Origin of the sequence: Hydrogenispora ethanolica (assembly GCF_004340685.1) — a bacterium.
Taxonomy (GTDB): Bacteria; Bacillota; UBA4882; order UBA8346; family UBA8346; genus Hydrogenispora; species Hydrogenispora ethanolica.
Window position 1 is genome coordinate 112,213 of sequence record NZ_SLUN01000010.1, and the last position, 14,907, is coordinate 127,119.

General features: G+C 60.6%; 11 protein-coding genes. 7 read left to right on the forward strand and 4 right to left on the reverse strand.

Translation table 11 applies throughout. The features are described 5' to 3' along the window. Positions 1-17 precede the first annotated feature (17 nt). From pstA to EDC14_RS10210, 4 genes are all read right to left on the reverse strand, one after another. Positions 18-857 (reverse strand): phosphate ABC transporter permease PstA, encoded by an 840-nt coding sequence (pstA, locus tag EDC14_RS10195; protein WP_132014188.1) that lies wholly within the window; start codon positions 855-857, stop codon positions 18-20. Further along, positions 857-1,726, reverse strand: coding sequence for a phosphate ABC transporter permease subunit PstC (pstC, locus tag EDC14_RS10200; RefSeq protein WP_243662881.1), 870 nt, complete (start codon positions 1,724-1,726; stop codon positions 857-859). Before pstC ends, pstA begins: the two co-directional genes overlap by 1 nt. 45 nt (positions 1,727-1,771) lie before the next feature. Next, positions 1,772-2,572, reverse strand: coding sequence for a phosphate ABC transporter substrate-binding protein (locus EDC14_RS10205; RefSeq protein WP_132014213.1), 801 nt, complete (start codon positions 2,570-2,572; stop codon positions 1,772-1,774). A gap of 226 nt (positions 2,573-2,798) precedes the next feature. After that, positions 2,799-4,553 (reverse strand): methyl-accepting chemotaxis protein, encoded by a 1,755-nt coding sequence (locus EDC14_RS10210; protein ID WP_132014189.1) that lies wholly within the window; start codon positions 4,551-4,553, stop codon positions 2,799-2,801. A gap of 1,646 nt (positions 4,554-6,199) precedes the next feature. On the opposite strand from EDC14_RS10210, the gene EDC14_RS10215 reads away from it, so the two are divergent. From EDC14_RS10215 to EDC14_RS10245, 7 genes are all read left to right on the forward strand, one after another. Further along, positions 6,200-6,715, forward strand: coding sequence for a phosphatase PAP2 family protein (locus EDC14_RS10215; protein ID WP_132014190.1), 516 nt, complete (start codon positions 6,200-6,202; stop codon positions 6,713-6,715). 158 nt (positions 6,716-6,873) lie between these two features. After that, entirely contained in the window at positions 6,874-7,713 is an 840-nt protein-coding gene (locus EDC14_RS10220; protein WP_132014191.1) for a lysophospholipid acyltransferase family protein, read from the forward strand. Positions 7,714-7,737: 24 nt separating this feature from the next. Beyond that, positions 7,738-8,400, forward strand: coding sequence for a GNAT family N-acetyltransferase (locus EDC14_RS10225; protein ID WP_132014192.1), 663 nt, complete (start codon positions 7,738-7,740; stop codon positions 8,398-8,400). Positions 8,401-8,415: 15 nt separating this feature from the next. Next, positions 8,416-9,480 (forward strand): metallophosphoesterase, encoded by a 1,065-nt coding sequence (locus tag EDC14_RS10230; protein ID WP_132014193.1) that lies wholly within the window; start codon positions 8,416-8,418, stop codon positions 9,478-9,480. Between the two features lie 297 nt (positions 9,481-9,777). Continuing rightward, entirely contained in the window at positions 9,778-11,973 is a 2,196-nt protein-coding gene (ppk1, locus tag EDC14_RS10235) for a polyphosphate kinase 1 (protein WP_132014194.1), read from the forward strand. Further along, positions 11,970-13,325 (forward strand): HD domain-containing protein, encoded by a 1,356-nt coding sequence (locus EDC14_RS10240; protein ID WP_132014195.1) that lies wholly within the window; start codon positions 11,970-11,972, stop codon positions 13,323-13,325. Before ppk1 ends, EDC14_RS10240 begins: the two co-directional genes overlap by 4 nt. After that, positions 13,310-14,875 carry a Ppx/GppA phosphatase family protein gene (locus EDC14_RS10245; RefSeq protein ID WP_132014196.1) on the forward strand — a complete coding sequence of 522 codons (1,566 nt, stop codon included), beginning with the start codon at positions 13,310-13,312 and terminating at the stop codon, positions 14,873-14,875. Before EDC14_RS10240 ends, EDC14_RS10245 begins: the two co-directional genes overlap by 16 nt. Positions 14,876-14,907: the final 32 nt, after the last annotated feature.

Consider the following 14,907-nt stretch of genomic DNA (forward strand, 5'->3'; position numbering starts at 1 on the left):
TTGGAACGCGGGTCCGTTCAAGCTTTTAAACGCAAAGAGAAGCGGCTCATCAGAAAACTGGCGACCGTATTCACGATCCAGATGGCGATGATCAAAACGCTGGCGGTGGCATAGGCCCGGGGCAACGACAGCCCTTCGGCTGCCAGCGTGTAGAGATGCAAGGTCATCGGACGGGCCGAGTCCATCACCGAGATGGGCAGGCGCAAGGCGCCGCCGACGGTCAGCCAGACCGCGGCGGTCTCGCCGATGGCCCGGCCGATGCTGAGCACGATTCCGGTGACGATCCCCGGCAACGCCGCGGGCACGACCACTTTGATGATGGTCACCCATTGGGTGGCGCCCAAAGCTAAGCTGCCTTCGCGGTAGGAGTTGGGGACGGTCTTCAGCGCCTCCTCGGAGGTCCGGATGATCGTCGGCAGGAGCATGATCGCCAGGGTGATCGCTCCCGAGAGGATCGAGAAGCCCAGGTGGAGAAAGATCACCAGGAAGGCGAAACCGAACAGGCCAAAGATGATCGAGGGCACTCCCGCCAGCGTCTCGGTGGCAAAACGAATGACTTTGGTGGCCCAATTCTCCCGCGTATACTCCACCAGATAAATGGCGGAGCCCACTCCCACCGGGGCCGCAATCAGCAGGGAGACCAGCGTCAGATAGAGCGAGGCGACGATGGTCGGAAAAATGCCGCCCTCACGGCCCATGGCTTCGGGATAGCCCGATAAAAATTCCCAATTGACCGAGGGCAGCCCTTCTCTAAGAATAAAGCCGATAATCAATAACAGACAACCGATGACCAGCACCGCGGTGGACCATAACAGAGCGAACGCCGCGATCTGCGATATTTTCGCCACCAACCGCATCAGGCTCGCACCTTCTTTCTGGAGATGATCAGGGCCGTCGAATTAATCAGGATAATCAGGACGAATAAAAAGATACCCACCGTAAAGAGCGCCTTGGCATGCTCGCCCGAGGCATACGACCATTCCTGGCCGATGGTGCCGGTGAGGGTGGGCCCGGGATCCAGGAACGACTTGGCCACCAGCGGCGTATTGCCGGTCACCATGATCACGGCCATGGTTTCGCCGAGCGCCCGGCCCATGCCGAGGATAATTGCGGCGGTGATCCCGGACCGCGCCGCCGGGACCAGCACCTTGTAAATGGTCTGCCAATGGGTGGCGCCCAGGGCCAGCGAGGCTTCCTTGTAGTCGCGGTGGACCGCCCGGAGCGCGTCTTCGGATACGCTGATGATGGTCGGCAGAATCATGATCGCCAGAATCACGCCGCCAGCCAGCAGGCTGAAGCCGATGCCCCCGAAGACGGCCCGCATCGCCGGGACCAGGGTCACCAAGCCGAAGAAGCCATAGACCACCGAAGGAATGCCGGCCAAGAGGTTGACGGCCGGACGGACGATCCGGGCCACCCGCTCTGGCGCGATCTCCGCCATAAAGACGGCGCAACCCACGCCCAGGGGCACTCCCAGTAGCAGCGCGGCCAGGGTCACAAAACAGGAACCCACTAGTAACGGCAGCATCCCGTAGACCCCGCCGGTCGGCTGCCAGTCGCGGCCCGCGGCCAAGGCCCAAGGCCCGAATTTGGCCAGCACCGGCCAGCCTTCCCTGAAGACGAACAGGATGATCAGCAGCACTCCGGCCACGGCCGCGCAAGCGATGCTGAATAAGACGCCGCGAATGATCTGTTCTTTCTTTTTAATCCATTCCGATGCTTCCATTTGTCTCCTCCAAACCAAAAATAGACCCTGTTTCCTGCCACGGGTCTATTTCACTGCGACCAATCCTTCCTTGACGACGAGAGACTGGCCTTCACCCAGCACATATTGTAAGAATTCCGCCACCGTCTCACCGGCCTCCTTTTGATGGATGAAGAGGAACGGCCGGACGATGGGGTACTGTTTGGCCCGGACCGTGGCGACGCTGCAGATCACGCCGTTCATCGGCAGTATTTTCACGGAGGCGTCGGCCGCGGCCAGGGAGATGTAACCGATGGCGTCGGGGCTGCCGGCCACGGTCTGGCGAACGGCGCCGGTGGAACCTTGCACCAGCGTCTTGGGGGCCAGCTTGGTCTCGCCCATCACCAGTTCGGCAAAAGCGCCGCGCGTGCCCGAGCCTTCCTCCCGGTTGACCAGGACGATGGGGCGCTTGGGACCGCCCAAAGCCGACCAATCGGTGATCGCGCCGGCGAAGATGGCCCGCAATTGCTCCATGGTCAAGCCATTCACCGGATTTTGGGGATGAACGACCACCGCGATGCCGTCCAGGGCGATCTCGGTGACCGCGACGCCCGGTTTGGCCTCGCCCGGATGCAACGGCCGCGAGCTGGTGCCGATCCCGGCCGTTCCGTCGGCGATGGCCTTGATGCCGGCGCTGGAGCCGCCGCCCTGCACATTGATGGACGCGCCCGGATGTTCTTTCATAAAGGCTTCAGCCAGCGATTCGGCGATGGGCTGGACCGAGGTGGAGCCGACGATATTCAGGCGCGCGTCGGAGCCGCCACAGCCGGCGACCAGCGCCGCGCCGAGTATCAGTATCAAAATTGCCAGTGGTGCCATCTTTTTCATGCGCAACACAAAAACACCCCTTTTCAATTTTCATCCTACAGAAAAGGGATTAAGCCCGATTGAATTCAATATTAAGAATAGATTAAGAAACGCAGTTTTACTCAGGAATACCAGTTTTTTCATCATCGGCTCCGGTCTGATTTTGAAACATGGAAAAGCGGGCGCTCCCTCCCCATCCATAACTTTTTCGGATCCGGCGCCAGCTATGTATGTTCTTTTTTCCCGGTTACGAATATTTAAATTTGCTGACGGCCTGCCGCAGGTTGTCGCCCCAGTGGCCGAGCACTTCGCCGGCGCTGATCATCGCCTGGGTGTAGCTGTAATGTTCGAAGGCGGCGGTCGACGCGCTTTCGGTGCCCGCCTTGTGCTCGGTGGCGATGGTCGTGATCTGCTCCACCGCTTTTAAGACCTCGCCATGCTCCACGGCGAGTTTGGCGGTGTGTTGGGTGACCTGGCCCAGCTCCTGATTGACCTGGCGGGCGGCGTCGCTGATGGCGTCGAAGACCTCGCCCAGGCTGGCGACATCCTGCTCGCCTTCTTGAATCACCCGGTTCTCGGTTTCGATCATCCCCGACAGTTCGGTGAAGGCGGCTTGAATCCTGTGGACCAGCTTGCCGACTTCGGTGGAGGCGGTCTTGGTCTGCATCGCCAGCTGGCCGATGGCCTCGGCCACCACCCCGAAGCCCCGGCCGTGCTCTCCGGCCCGGGCCGCCTCGATAGCGGCGTTCAGCGACAAGAGGTTGGTCTGCTCGGCGATATCCCGGACCGAGGCCGCCATCTTGGCGATCTCCTGGGAAAGCACCTGCAGCTGCTGCATCATCTCGTCGGAGACCGCCATGAACTGCTCGATCCGGCGCATCCGGTCGACCACCGCGTCGGCCACCTCCTCGCCGTGCAGCGCCCTGGCCACGGTATTCTCGGACAGTTCCGCCACATTATGGACGATCCGGTTCATGCGGTCCGAAAAATCGCTGACCACCTGCACGATTCCATGAATGGACGCCACCCGCTGCTGCTGCTGGTCGGCGCCCTCGGCCACCTGGGTCAGGGCTTCCACCAGCTGCTGGGTGACCTCGGAAGCGCCATAGGTTCCGTCAATCAATTGCTTGCTGTTTTCGTTCACCTTGTCGGCGGCCCGTTTGATCGCTTCGATCAGCTCCCGCAGCTCGGCGGTCATCAGGTTGAAACAGCCGGCCAGCTCGCCCAGCTCGTCACCGCGCCGGTCCTGAACCGTCACGGTCAGATCGCCTTCGGCGATCTTGCGGGCCCCGGCCGCCAGCCGGTTCAGCGGAGCCACCGTGCACAAGGTGGTCAGCAGGCTGATGGCGATGGCCAGCAGCACGGTGGAGAGCACGATCGCCAGCGTGGCAAATTGTTGCTTCTCAAAAGTCTCCTTGGCCGCCGCCTTGGCCAGCACCGCCCGTTGCCGGTAGTCGGTCTCCACCATCCGGTCGATCCCTCCGACCAGAAAGAAGCGGACTTTGGTGATGGTGTCGTTCAACTCCGCATTTTGACGGGCTGGCAGATCGGCGGTCAGCTTGAGGTATAGCTCGTAATATTGCTGCCAGGAGGCCTGCAGTTGTTTAAGTTGCTCCCGCTGAGGATCGCTGGTGGCCTGTCCGATCAGCCGTTCAAACGAATAATTGACTGTCTGCAGCACCGTATGGGGCAGGAACTGGTTGTGGACATAGCGCAAAGCGACCGCGTCCTCTTTGAGCAGGGCGTCGCGGGTGGAGACCTCCAGCTCGGCGATGTAGGACCGGATGTCGTGGATGTAGGCCATCGGCTCCAATTCGCCGTCGATCACCTGGTCCACCATCCGCTGCATCTTATCGATATTCAGCTGGCTGACCGTGGCGATGACGAATACCGCCGCCAGCACCAGGCCAAAGCCGATCACCATCTTCCAGATGATCTTCAGGTCCAGATAAAAACGGACGATCGGTGCGAAAATTTTTTGAACTCCCTGGACTGCTCGCATCGGGTAACCTCCTAATCGATCCGGTACACGGCCGCCGCCGGAGCGCAGCCGCGCGCCTGCGATAGCCAACCGGTCTGTCGATATCAAACAACGGGACGGCGCCGGAAGTCGGCAGCGCGCTCCCGCCTCTGTTCAAAAGCGTCTTAGCCTGTCCCTGGGCCACCGCCATTCCGCTTCCCCCGTCATCAGCGAACGGCGGCTTCCGGGCCCCCGGCCGTTTCTTGCGGTCCGGGACCCGGAAGGGAACTGCCGAATTCCCCGCCTCACGGGCGGCGGGTCCAATGGTAAAAAAAAAGACTTCTTTTCAGAAAGTCCGCACGGAGAGAGAAAAGCTTCTTTTGGGAGCCAGCCTGGTTCGGTGTAAAATGGCTCCGCATTTGAGGCAGTACTCATGAAAGCTCATGACTGGGGCATGACATTCCCGGCAGAACATCACCGGTCACCTCCTTCCACCAGTATGCGATTGTGCTTTGAAAACCTAGCCGTTGCGGCAGTCCCTTTGGCTTCAGGGGACGTTCGGTTTATGGGACCCTGTGAATCTGCTTGAGCTTAGACTATCACCCCGGGTTTAAGAAGCCATGGCATCCGGATTAAGCTCGGATTAAGCTTATCAACATCGCTTCCCGGCGGCCGGGGCGAGGGCAATTTTTCAAATTCGCAGCTTATTGCGAATTTGTTTCCCTATTGTATTCCTGACCGCCCCTTGGGGATACAGGGACGAAAGCCGGAGATCTTCAATCTGGCTCCGTATTCTCAAAGTTCGGGAAGCCTCTCAAGACTTGAGGAGCTTCCGGAGGGCTCCGCCCTCTATGGAACGCGGATCAGTGGTGAGCTTATTGAGGAGCTGAAAGAGATCATTTTGTGAATAACGGATCTCTTTTTTGTAGATCAATGAGCTCACTCAGTCGCTCAATGAATTCTTTTTGTGGATAATGAGCTTGTTCAGTCGCTCAACAAGCTTGTTTTGTAGATAAGCGAGCTCGCTCAGTCGCTCAGCAAGCTCTTTTTGTGGATAAGCGAGCTCGCTCAGTCGCTCAGCAAGCTTGTTTTGTGAATAAGCGAGCTTGCTCAGTCACTCAGCAAGCTTGTTTTGTGAATAAGAGAGCTTACTCAATCACTCAGCAAGCTCTTTTTGTGAATAAGCGAGCTCGCTCAGTCGCTCAACAGGCTCTTTTTGTGAATAAGCTTCCCACCCCAACAAAGTTGGGACAGAGCCGAAAGGATGAAAAATGTCTAAGTGCGACCCCTTGCCCCTTAAAGGGGAAACCACAGGCTTTGAAGCAAATCCATTATTTTATCTGCGACGAAGCATGGTGGTTGTCCTTTTAAAGGACGAAAGAATCGCAGTTAGGCTTCGAAGCGACTTTTCGAAGTAGATAGCAAGCTCTCTCAGTCACAACCTGGCGCCGTTTATCGCAAATTACTTTATGGGATATTTGCTTTAATGAGGGAAACGTATCGTTCTTTCGACTTAGTTCTTTCCCAATTTTACTTGACTTTTCACAGCCGGTCTGTCATGACGATTCGGATCCGCACGGCGAACGATGATTTTATCCCGTTTTAATCGCGGCTTAATCCGCCATTGAAGCCCCAATAAACATGCGGCTTTATATTGGAATCAAAAGGAACGGTTGGAGGAGGGTGGCATGAATTCGCTGTTGCAGACGATTGACCGTTTCGACCAGCGTCTTTTGTTGGCGCTTCACCGGAGGCGGGATGGCAAAGGGCGGCGTTTGCTGGAACGCCTCACGCATGGCGGCGGATTGCGCCTCCAAAGCATGATGATCCTCTCCGCCCTCTTGATACCGGCCACCCGGTCTCTGGGCCTGCGATGGGCCGCCGTTCAACTGACAGTCACGCTCCTGGTGCAGCTTCTCAAGGCGGTGGTGGCAAGGGTCCGGCCCTATGAAGCGCTGGCCGGGGTCACCCCGGTCCGGCCGGAGCGCGATTTCTCCTTCCCTTCGGGGCATACCGCCGCTTCCTTCGCCACTGCGGCCGTGCTCGGCGGGGGCTATCCGCCGCTGGCCGGTTGCTGGTTCGCGCTGGCCGCGGCCATCGGATATTCCCGGATCTGGCTCGGCGTTCACTATCCCAGCGACGTCCTGGCGGGCGCGCTCTGCGGCCTGGGAACCGCGCTCCTGATGCTATATAAGTTGAATTAAATATCGATGGAACTCACCCTCGCCCTCTCTTTTTAAGAAAGAGAGGGTAACCCTGAGCCTCCGTCGTCAAACACTGATTGTCTTTTGGTTAAAATCCTTAATTAATAAGCTTTTTACGTAGCCTGGATCCCTCTCGAAAAAGAAAGGAAGAATAGGTCATGGCCGAACCGGCGCTTTCGATTCCGAATATTCTCCGGACCCGGCTTCCGGAACTGCCCTGGCTCCAACGGGCGGTGGTGAAATCCTTATTGCTGGGATGCGGCCGCTGGATCCGGGTCGAAGGGGCCGGAAACCTCGAGCTGGTCGCGGATCCCGCGATCTTCGCGCTGAATCACAACTGCTCCTATGAGACGCTGCTGATCCCCGCTTACCTGCTCTTCCGGCGCAAGGGACGGACCGTCGGTTTCGTCTGCGACTGGATGTTCGGCAAGATCCCGGTCCTCGGCTGGCTTTTCCGGCAAGTCGATCCGATCTATGTCTATAACAAGCCGTCCACGCTCGGCCTGTTGGAGCGGTGCCGGCCCGGGGCGGACCGCCGGCCCGCGGTGAGCGCCCAATGTCTCGACCGCCTGGCGGCGGGCCGCAGTATCGCGCTGTTCCCCGAGGGAACCCGCAACCGCGACCCCCGCAACCTGCTCCGGGGCAGGAAAGGCGTCGGCCGGATCATCCTCGGCAGCGACGCGCCCTTGCTGCCCATCGGGATCGACTTTCCGGCCCGGCTGGAACAGGAACGGATTCCGGCCTGCGGCCCGCTCATCATCCGCTTCGGGACGCCCCGCCGCTTTGAAGCGGAACGGGCCCTCTACCGCCGGCTCGCCGCCGCGTCGGACCTCAGTGAGCGATCGCGCCAGCGCCTGGCGGAGTATCTGGTCCGGCGGGTGACCCACGCCGCGATGACCGAGATCGCCGCCTTATCGGGCAAAAACTATCCGTTTCCAGCTCCGGCCGAGCCCGCCGAGGGGGAACGGTTTTTTCATATGATCCCTGCCGATCACTGAAATCAAAAACAGGAGGAGAGAATCATGGCCTTTACGGAGATTACGACCTTGAAAGTATGCGATGAAACCACCCGCAGCCAGGCGTTGCAAGTGATTGAGCAAGTTTATCTGAAAGAGAAGCAATGGATCCGGCTGCCGGAGAACGAGATCCCCCATAACATCGGAGAATCGGCCCAATACTCCTGGTTTCTGGCCCTGGTCAATCAGAAGCCGGCCGGCGTGATCCGCCTGGTTTACGATCCTTCGCTGGAGTTTCCGCCGGAATTGGAAGTCACCCTGGACGCCGGGGTCGATCTGGACCGGATGGCCCGGGAATGCCGGGTGGCGGATATCGGACGTTTCATGATCGCCCCCGAATTCCGGAAGAACATCCGGGTGGTCCTGAAACTGATGCGCGCCGCCATCCAGGAGGTCGTCGAACGGGGCTATACCCATTTTCTGACCGATGTCTTTGAGAGCGACCCCAATTCACCGTTGCATTTCCACACCAAGATCCTGGGCTTTGAACGCATCGGCAGCCACCTCCGGGGCGAGCTGAACTGCAGCAGCACCCGGATCATTCTGACCCTGGACATTCTGAAGGCTTACCAACGCTTGCGGGAGCGCAAGGACAAGATTTATCTCGAGGTTACCGAGGGCATTCGCGAACTGCTCGATGAAAAATTGGCGAAACGTATCGCCATGTAAGCCGGACGGTGGAAGATGAAAGGACGGCCATTCTGCCAACGATTGGAGCGGGTCTTCGCTGAGACTCCGCTGGTTCACGCGTCCCGGACCGACCGGTTCCTAATCGTCAGCGATCTGCACCTGGGTGACGGCGGATCGCACGACGATTTCCGGCCCAACGCCGAGATCTTCCGCACCGTGCTCGAACGTTTCTATCTCCCCCGGGGCTACCGGCTGATCCTGAACGGCGATATCGAGGAGTTGCAGCGTTTCCCCATGGAACGGATCGTCCGGCGCTGGCAGCCCATTTACCGGCTTTTTGAAGCATTCGCCGCGCAAAACGGCCTCTACCGGATCGTGGGCAACCATGACCGGACTCTGGCGTCCCTGGCGGCACCGCCGGGCGGAGCCAAGGCCTTTCCAGCGCTCAAACTGGAATTCGACCGAAACATCATCTTCATCTTCCACGGCCACCAGGCCACCCTGCTGATGGACCGCTTCAACCTGCTATGCGGCCTGGTGCTGCGGTATATCGCCAATCCGATCGGGATCAAGAACTATGCCCGCTCCCACCGGAGCAAGGTCCGGTTCCAGACCGAACGGCGCGTCTACGGCTTCTCCCGCGATCGTAAGATCGTCTCGCTGATCGGCCATACCCACCGGCCGCTCTTTGAGTCACTGTCCCCGCTGGACGCGCTGCAATTCAAGATCGAACAGCTGTGCCGGGAATACGCCCGTTCCGGCCGGAACGCCCAGGGACAACTGGCCGGGGCGATCCGCGCCTGCCAGTCCGAGTTGAGCTACTGGCTGACGATGAACCGGGCCGAGGCCAGCCGCGGCAGCCTTTATAACCGGGATCTGCTGGTCCCCTGCCTCTTCAATACCGGCGCCGTCATCGGCAAGCAGGGCTTTACCGCCCTGGAGATCGATCGCGGCCTGATCAATCTGGCGCAGTGGACGGAGCCGCAGAAATCCCCGGCGGCCGCGGGAGCCGGATGGCGCCGCCCGGCCGAACCACTGGAAGGCAGCGACTATTGCCGGATCGTCTTGAAACAGGAGCAATTAGATTACATCTTTGCCAGAATCAAGTTATTGGCCTGAATTCACTCAGTGGGTTAGAATGGAGGAAGAAGAGCCGGTCCGCGACGAGCGGCCGCTCTGTCGGAGACATTGCGAAGGCACGAGGGAAAAATCCGCAATCAGCTCATGGCAAACCGCAGGCCCGGGGGAGGAAAACGGCCCCCGCCGGGCCTGCATTGTACTTTTTCCGCAGGCCGTCATGGGATCAATTTAGCTCATCCTGAAAAGCATTTCCGGCGATACTTTAAGTATGGTATGATCATATTTTCCATCCAAATGATGTTTTTAAAATTACAAACCAGGCTAGGAGTTTTTTTGATGCGATTTCCCAAACTTTATTCCCTACAACCGACGACGACACCCCATTCCGATACTCCCGATTCCGGTCTCCTGATCAACCGCGAACTCAGCTGGGTCCGTTTTAACCTCCGGGTCCTGGAGGAAGCCCTGGATCCGGCCAAGCCGCTCCTGGAACGGGTCAAGTTCCTGGCGATCTTTGCCAACAATCTCGACGAGTTCTTCATGATCCGCATCTCCGGGCTTCATCAACAGATCCGTTCCCAGACCGTCAGCCACTCGCCGGACGGGCTGAGCCCGCTGGAACAGCTGAATCAGGTCAACCAGGAACTGTCCCTGTGCCTGAACCGCTTCGCCGAGTGCTGGCACCGCGATCTGCTGCCGCAATTATGGGAGAAGGGAATCCGGATCAACTGTTACGACCGGCTCCAGCCGGAGCAGCGGCGGGCGCTCCGCCGCTATTTCCAGCAGGAGATCTTCCCGGTATTGACCCCGCTGGCGTTCGATCCGGGGCACCCTTTCCCGCATATCTCGAACCTCAGCTTGAATCTGGCCTTCGTGGTCACCGACCCGGCCAGCGGGGCCGAAAAGTTTGCCCGGCTGAAGGTGCCGGATCTCCTGCCGCGCTTCCTGCCCCTGCCGGATGCGGATTGCGACGCGGCTGCGCCGGGGGAAACGGCCGATTTCATCTGGCTGGAAGAGGTGATCGCCGCCAACGCCGACCTGCTCTTCCCGGGGATGCAGATCGAGGCGGCCTATCCGTTCCGGGTGACCCGCGACGCCGATCTGACCATCGAGGAAGACGAGGCCTCCGATCTCTTGGAGACCATTCAGGAGAGCGTCGAAATGCGCCAATTCGGCTCCGTGGTCCGGCTGGAGATCACCCGGGCCATGCCGGAACGCATCCGCAGCCTGTTGCTGGAGAATCTGGATCTGGCCCCTTATCAGCTCTATACCGTGGACTGCCCGCTGGGAATGGCCGCGCTGATGGAACTGGCCAAGCTCGACCGGCCCGATCTGAAGGATGCGCCGTTCACGCCGCGCCTGCCGGAGTTTCTGAGCCGCGGCGAGAGCATCTTCGGCGCGCTCCAGCGGCGGGATATCCTGCTGTATCATCCCTATGACAGTTTTAACCCGGTGGTCGAATTCATCCGCGAAGCGGCGCGCGACCCCCAGGTGCTGGCCATCAAACAGACGCTGTACCGGGTCGGAGCCAACTCGCCCATCGTCGACGCCTTGCTGGAAGCCAGGGAGAACGGCAAGCAAGTGGCGGTCCTGGTGGAACTGAAGGCCAGGTTTGACGAGGAGAACAATATCCTCTGGGCCCAGGCGTTGGAACAGGCCGGGGTCCATGTGGTCTACGGCCTGATGGGCCTGAAAACCCACGCCAAAATGTGCCTGGTGGTCCGGAAGGAGCCCGGCGGCCTGGTCCGCTATGTCCATCTGGGCACGGGCAACTACAATCCCGTCACCGCCCGGCTCTATACCGACCTGAGCTATTTCAGCCGCGATCCGGCGCTGGGATCGGATGTTTCCGATCTCTTCAACGCCATTACCGGCTATTCGCACAAGAGCGACTACCAGAAGCTGATTGCCGCCCCGGCGGCGCTGCGCCGCCAGATTCTGGCCCGGATCGAGCGGGAGATCGAAAACCACCGTCAAAACGGCGGCGGCTATCTGGCCTTCAAGATGAACTCCTTGGTCGACCCGGAATGCATCCGGGCGCTCTACCGGGCTTCCCAGGCCGGGGTGCGCGTCGAGTTGCAGGTCCGGAGCATCTGCTGCCTGCGTCCGGGCGTCCCCGGCGTCAGCGAGAATATCCGGGTCACTTCCATCGTCGGCCGGCTGTTGGAGCACGCCCGCATTTACTACTTTCGCAACGGCGGCGCTGACGAAGTCCTGCTCGGCAGCGCCGATCTGATGCCGCGCAACCTGGACCGGCGCGTCGAAGTCCTCTTCCCCGTGACCGACGCGGCCTTGCGCGAAATGCTGATCCACGGCATCCTGCAGTTGCATCTCCGGGACAACTGCCAGAGCCGGCTGTTATTGCCGACCGGTCAATATCAGCGGATCGCGCCCGGACCGGATGAGGTCCCGCTAAACTCCCAGCAATGGCTGATGGAGAATGACTGGTTCACGGCCGAACCGGCCGGCCCCCGCTGGGCTGCCGCAGCCCAGGAAGCAGCCGCCGCCGGCGAGCCCGGCGCTTCCCAATGAAAATTGCTCTGATTGATGATTTCGACGGCGACCCCGATCTACTCCGGCTGTTGATCCGCCATGCCCGGAGCCGGGGAGCCGATCATGTCTGGACCGATGCGCCGCTCGCTACCGGCTGCTCTCCCAATGCCGTCCTCGACCTGATCCGCGCCGGGCAAGTCTCCGGCCTGCTCACAGAGTCCGACATCCGGGTCATCAAAGCCAGGCAGCGTTCGAACAAACTCCGCCAATCCGACGACCCCGAAGGCTGGCTGCTGGCACGTTGGGTCTATGACCTGCTGACGCCGGAAAACCGCCGCCAGCTCCGTTTGTTGACCCGCTCCGTCCGGCTGCGGGCCGGAATGCTCCGGCTCCTGTGGCTGAATCCGGGCGAACCGGACCCGGCTTCCTTGTCCGACGAGGCGCTGTTCAACTTGGCAAGGCGCGCCGATACTGATATAATGATCGGTAGATTCGGCCCGGAACCGTTCCTCAAGAAACTTCACCACCTGCAGATCATCAATCCCGGCCGCCCGGAAGCGGCGCCGGGATGGCTCGTTTATCCGCTGGTGAGCATCCGCGGCCAGAACGTGAATCTGAAGCACCAGCGCGTCCGGATCCCGGCTCCGCTTCGTTCGCGACCCAAGGCCTGGGCACTCCCGGCGCTGCCCCCGCTCTGGAACGGCTTGATTGATTCCGGGCGGCGGCGGCCGCCGATCCGGAGCAACGTTGCGCCGGTGAAGCCGGCCCGGCCCCATTGCGCCTTTCCCGGGCCGGAGGAAGATTCGTGGCAGACGGTTTTGGAGTTTGCCACCGGGTTCCTGTGCGACCGGGAAGAACTGATCGCCCATTCCCTGCAAGTGACCCGGCTGGCCTTGATACTCTTCGACCAATTGCCGTTCTTGCACCGTTTGGGCGCGGCGGACCGCAGCCGTTTGCAGTATGCGGCCATGCTCCATGATATCGGAAAGGTGGCCGGCCCGCAAGCCCATCACCTATCCACGCTGCATATCATCCTGCACAGCCGATTGCTTCCGTTCCCGGAGCAGGAACGGGCGGTCATCGGACTGATCGCCCGCTACCATCGGCAGGCTCATCCCAATCCGCGCCATGAGGGTTATGGAACGTTGCCGGCCGGGCTCCGGCAGACCGTCATCATGCTGGCGGCCCTGCTGCGCCTGGCCGACGGCCTGGACCACTCCCACCGCCAGGCCATCCACGACCTACGCTGCCGGGACGATGGCGGGACGCTGCGGATCGATTGCCGGACGGCACTGCCCGCTGCCGGCGAACCGGAACGGGCGTTGGCCAAAGGCGATCTTTTCGAGAAGGTTTTTATGAGAAAGCTGGTTATTCAATGGCAGATTTGTTGAAAGACCCCGCCGGCCGGCGGGTCGGCTTTATCGATATCGGGACCAACTCCATCCGGCTCCTGCTAGTGAAGCATGATCCGGAGTATTCCTACCGGGTTCTCACCCAGCAGAAGGAGACGGTCCGGCTGGGAGAAGGGGAATTCAGCGACGGCCGGCTCCAGCCCGAAGCGATGCAGCGGGCGATCCTGGTCTGTCGCAAATTCACCGAGCTGGCCAAGGCCCAGGGCGCGGAACACCTGGTGGCCGTCGCGACCTCGGCCACCCGGGATGCGGTCAACCGCGATGAATTCCTGGCCCGGCTCGAGAGCGAGGCCGGCTTGCGAGTGCAAGTCATCTCCGGCCGGGAGGAAGCGCGCCTGATCTATTTGGGCATCTGCAGCGGCATCCACATCGGCGGCCGCCAGGCGTTCTTCATCGATATCGGCGGCGGCAGCACCGAAGTGATCGCCGGCGACCAGCACCAGTATCAGTACCTGGACTCCTTGAAGCTCGGAGCCATCCGCCTGACCCAAACCTTTCTGGCCGGTGAGAAAGGGCCGATCGCCCCGGCCCGCTACGGGGCCATTCAGGAGCACGTCCGGCACGTGGCGGTCCGTTCCCTGCAGCAGTTGCGCAACTACCCGCTGGGGCTGGCCTACGGCAGTTCGGGAACGATCGAGAACCTCGCCGAGGTGACGTGCCGTCATTTTTATAAACGCCGGCTCCAAAAAGACGACACCATCTCCACCGACCAGCTCAGCCAGGTAATCCGGATGCTTTGCGCGTTGCCGCTGGAAGAACGGCGCAAGGTCGACGGCTTGAACCCGGAGCGGGCCGATATCATCATCGGCGGCGCGGCGATCATCGAAACCATTCTCCAGGAATTGCGGATCGCCGGTTTTGCCGTGAGCGAGCGCGGCCTGCGGGACGGCCTGCTCCTGGATTATCTGGCGCGGCACCACAACCAGGTCCCGTTGCGGCTGCAAAGCGTCTTGAAACTCGGCCGGTCCTGCGGCTTCGACGAGCCTCACGCCGCCAAGGTGGCCGCCCTGGCGCTGCAGCTCTTCGACGAAGCGGCCCGGCTCGGACTCCATGGCTATGACGCGGCCGAACGCGAACTGCTGGAGTACGCCGCCCTGCTCCATGATATCGGAGCTTTCGTCTCCTATACCAACCACCAGGCCCACAGCTATTACCTGGTCAGCAACGCCGATCTGCTGGGTTTCAACCAGGAGGAGATCGCCATCGTCGCCGCGACCGCCTTCTATCACCGCAAAGCCATACCCCGCAAGAAGCATCCCCAATTTGCGGGACTGCCCAAGGCCGCCCAGAAAAAAGTGACCGTCCTCAGCGTATTGTTGCGGATTGCCGAAAGCCTCGACCGCAGCCACGGCGGGATCATCCGCCGGGTCGGGCTGGCCAAGGGGACGGCGGACAAAGTCATCCTGCAATTGGAAGCGGAGCAGGATTGCCATTTGGAACTCTGGGGCCTCCAGAACCATGCGGCGGCTTTCGCGGAAGCCTTCGGGCGACCGCTCCAGATCCGGGTGGGCGGCAATTCCCGGCCGTAGGAACTTTCCCGGGACTCCCCGCGCTTTCTTTT

Bases quoted from the DNA above. Each gene is read 5' to 3' on its own strand.
- ppk1 (WP_132014194.1), top strand. From the start codon at position 9,778: ATGCGATTTCCCAAACTTTATTCCCTACAACCGACGACGACACCCCAT.
- EDC14_RS10230 (WP_132014193.1), top strand. From the start codon at position 8,416: ATGAAAGGACGGCCATTCTGCCAACGATTGGAGCGGGTCTTCGCTGAG.
- EDC14_RS10205 (WP_132014213.1), bottom strand. From the start codon at position 2,572: ATGAAAAAGATGGCACCACTGGCAATTTTGATACTGATACTCGGCGCG.
- EDC14_RS10245 (WP_132014196.1), top strand. From the start codon at position 13,310: ATGGCAGATTTGTTGAAAGACCCCGCCGGCCGGCGGGTCGGCTTTATC.
- EDC14_RS10225 (WP_132014192.1), top strand. From the start codon at position 7,738: ATGGCCTTTACGGAGATTACGACCTTGAAAGTATGCGATGAAACCACC.
- EDC14_RS10220 (WP_132014191.1), top strand. From the start codon at position 6,874: ATGGCCGAACCGGCGCTTTCGATTCCGAATATTCTCCGGACCCGGCTT.
- EDC14_RS10215 (WP_132014190.1), top strand. From the start codon at position 6,200: ATGAATTCGCTGTTGCAGACGATTGACCGTTTCGACCAGCGTCTTTTG.
- EDC14_RS10210 (WP_132014189.1), bottom strand. From the start codon at position 4,553: ATGCGAGCAGTCCAGGGAGTTCAAAAAATTTTCGCACCGATCGTCCGT.
- EDC14_RS10240 (WP_132014195.1), top strand. From the start codon at position 11,970: ATGAAAATTGCTCTGATTGATGATTTCGACGGCGACCCCGATCTACTC.
- pstA (WP_132014188.1), bottom strand. From the start codon at position 857: ATGCGGTTGGTGGCGAAAATATCGCAGATCGCGGCGTTCGCTCTGTTA.
- pstC (WP_243662881.1), bottom strand. From the start codon at position 1,726: ATGGAAGCATCGGAATGGATTAAAAAGAAAGAACAGATCATTCGCGGC.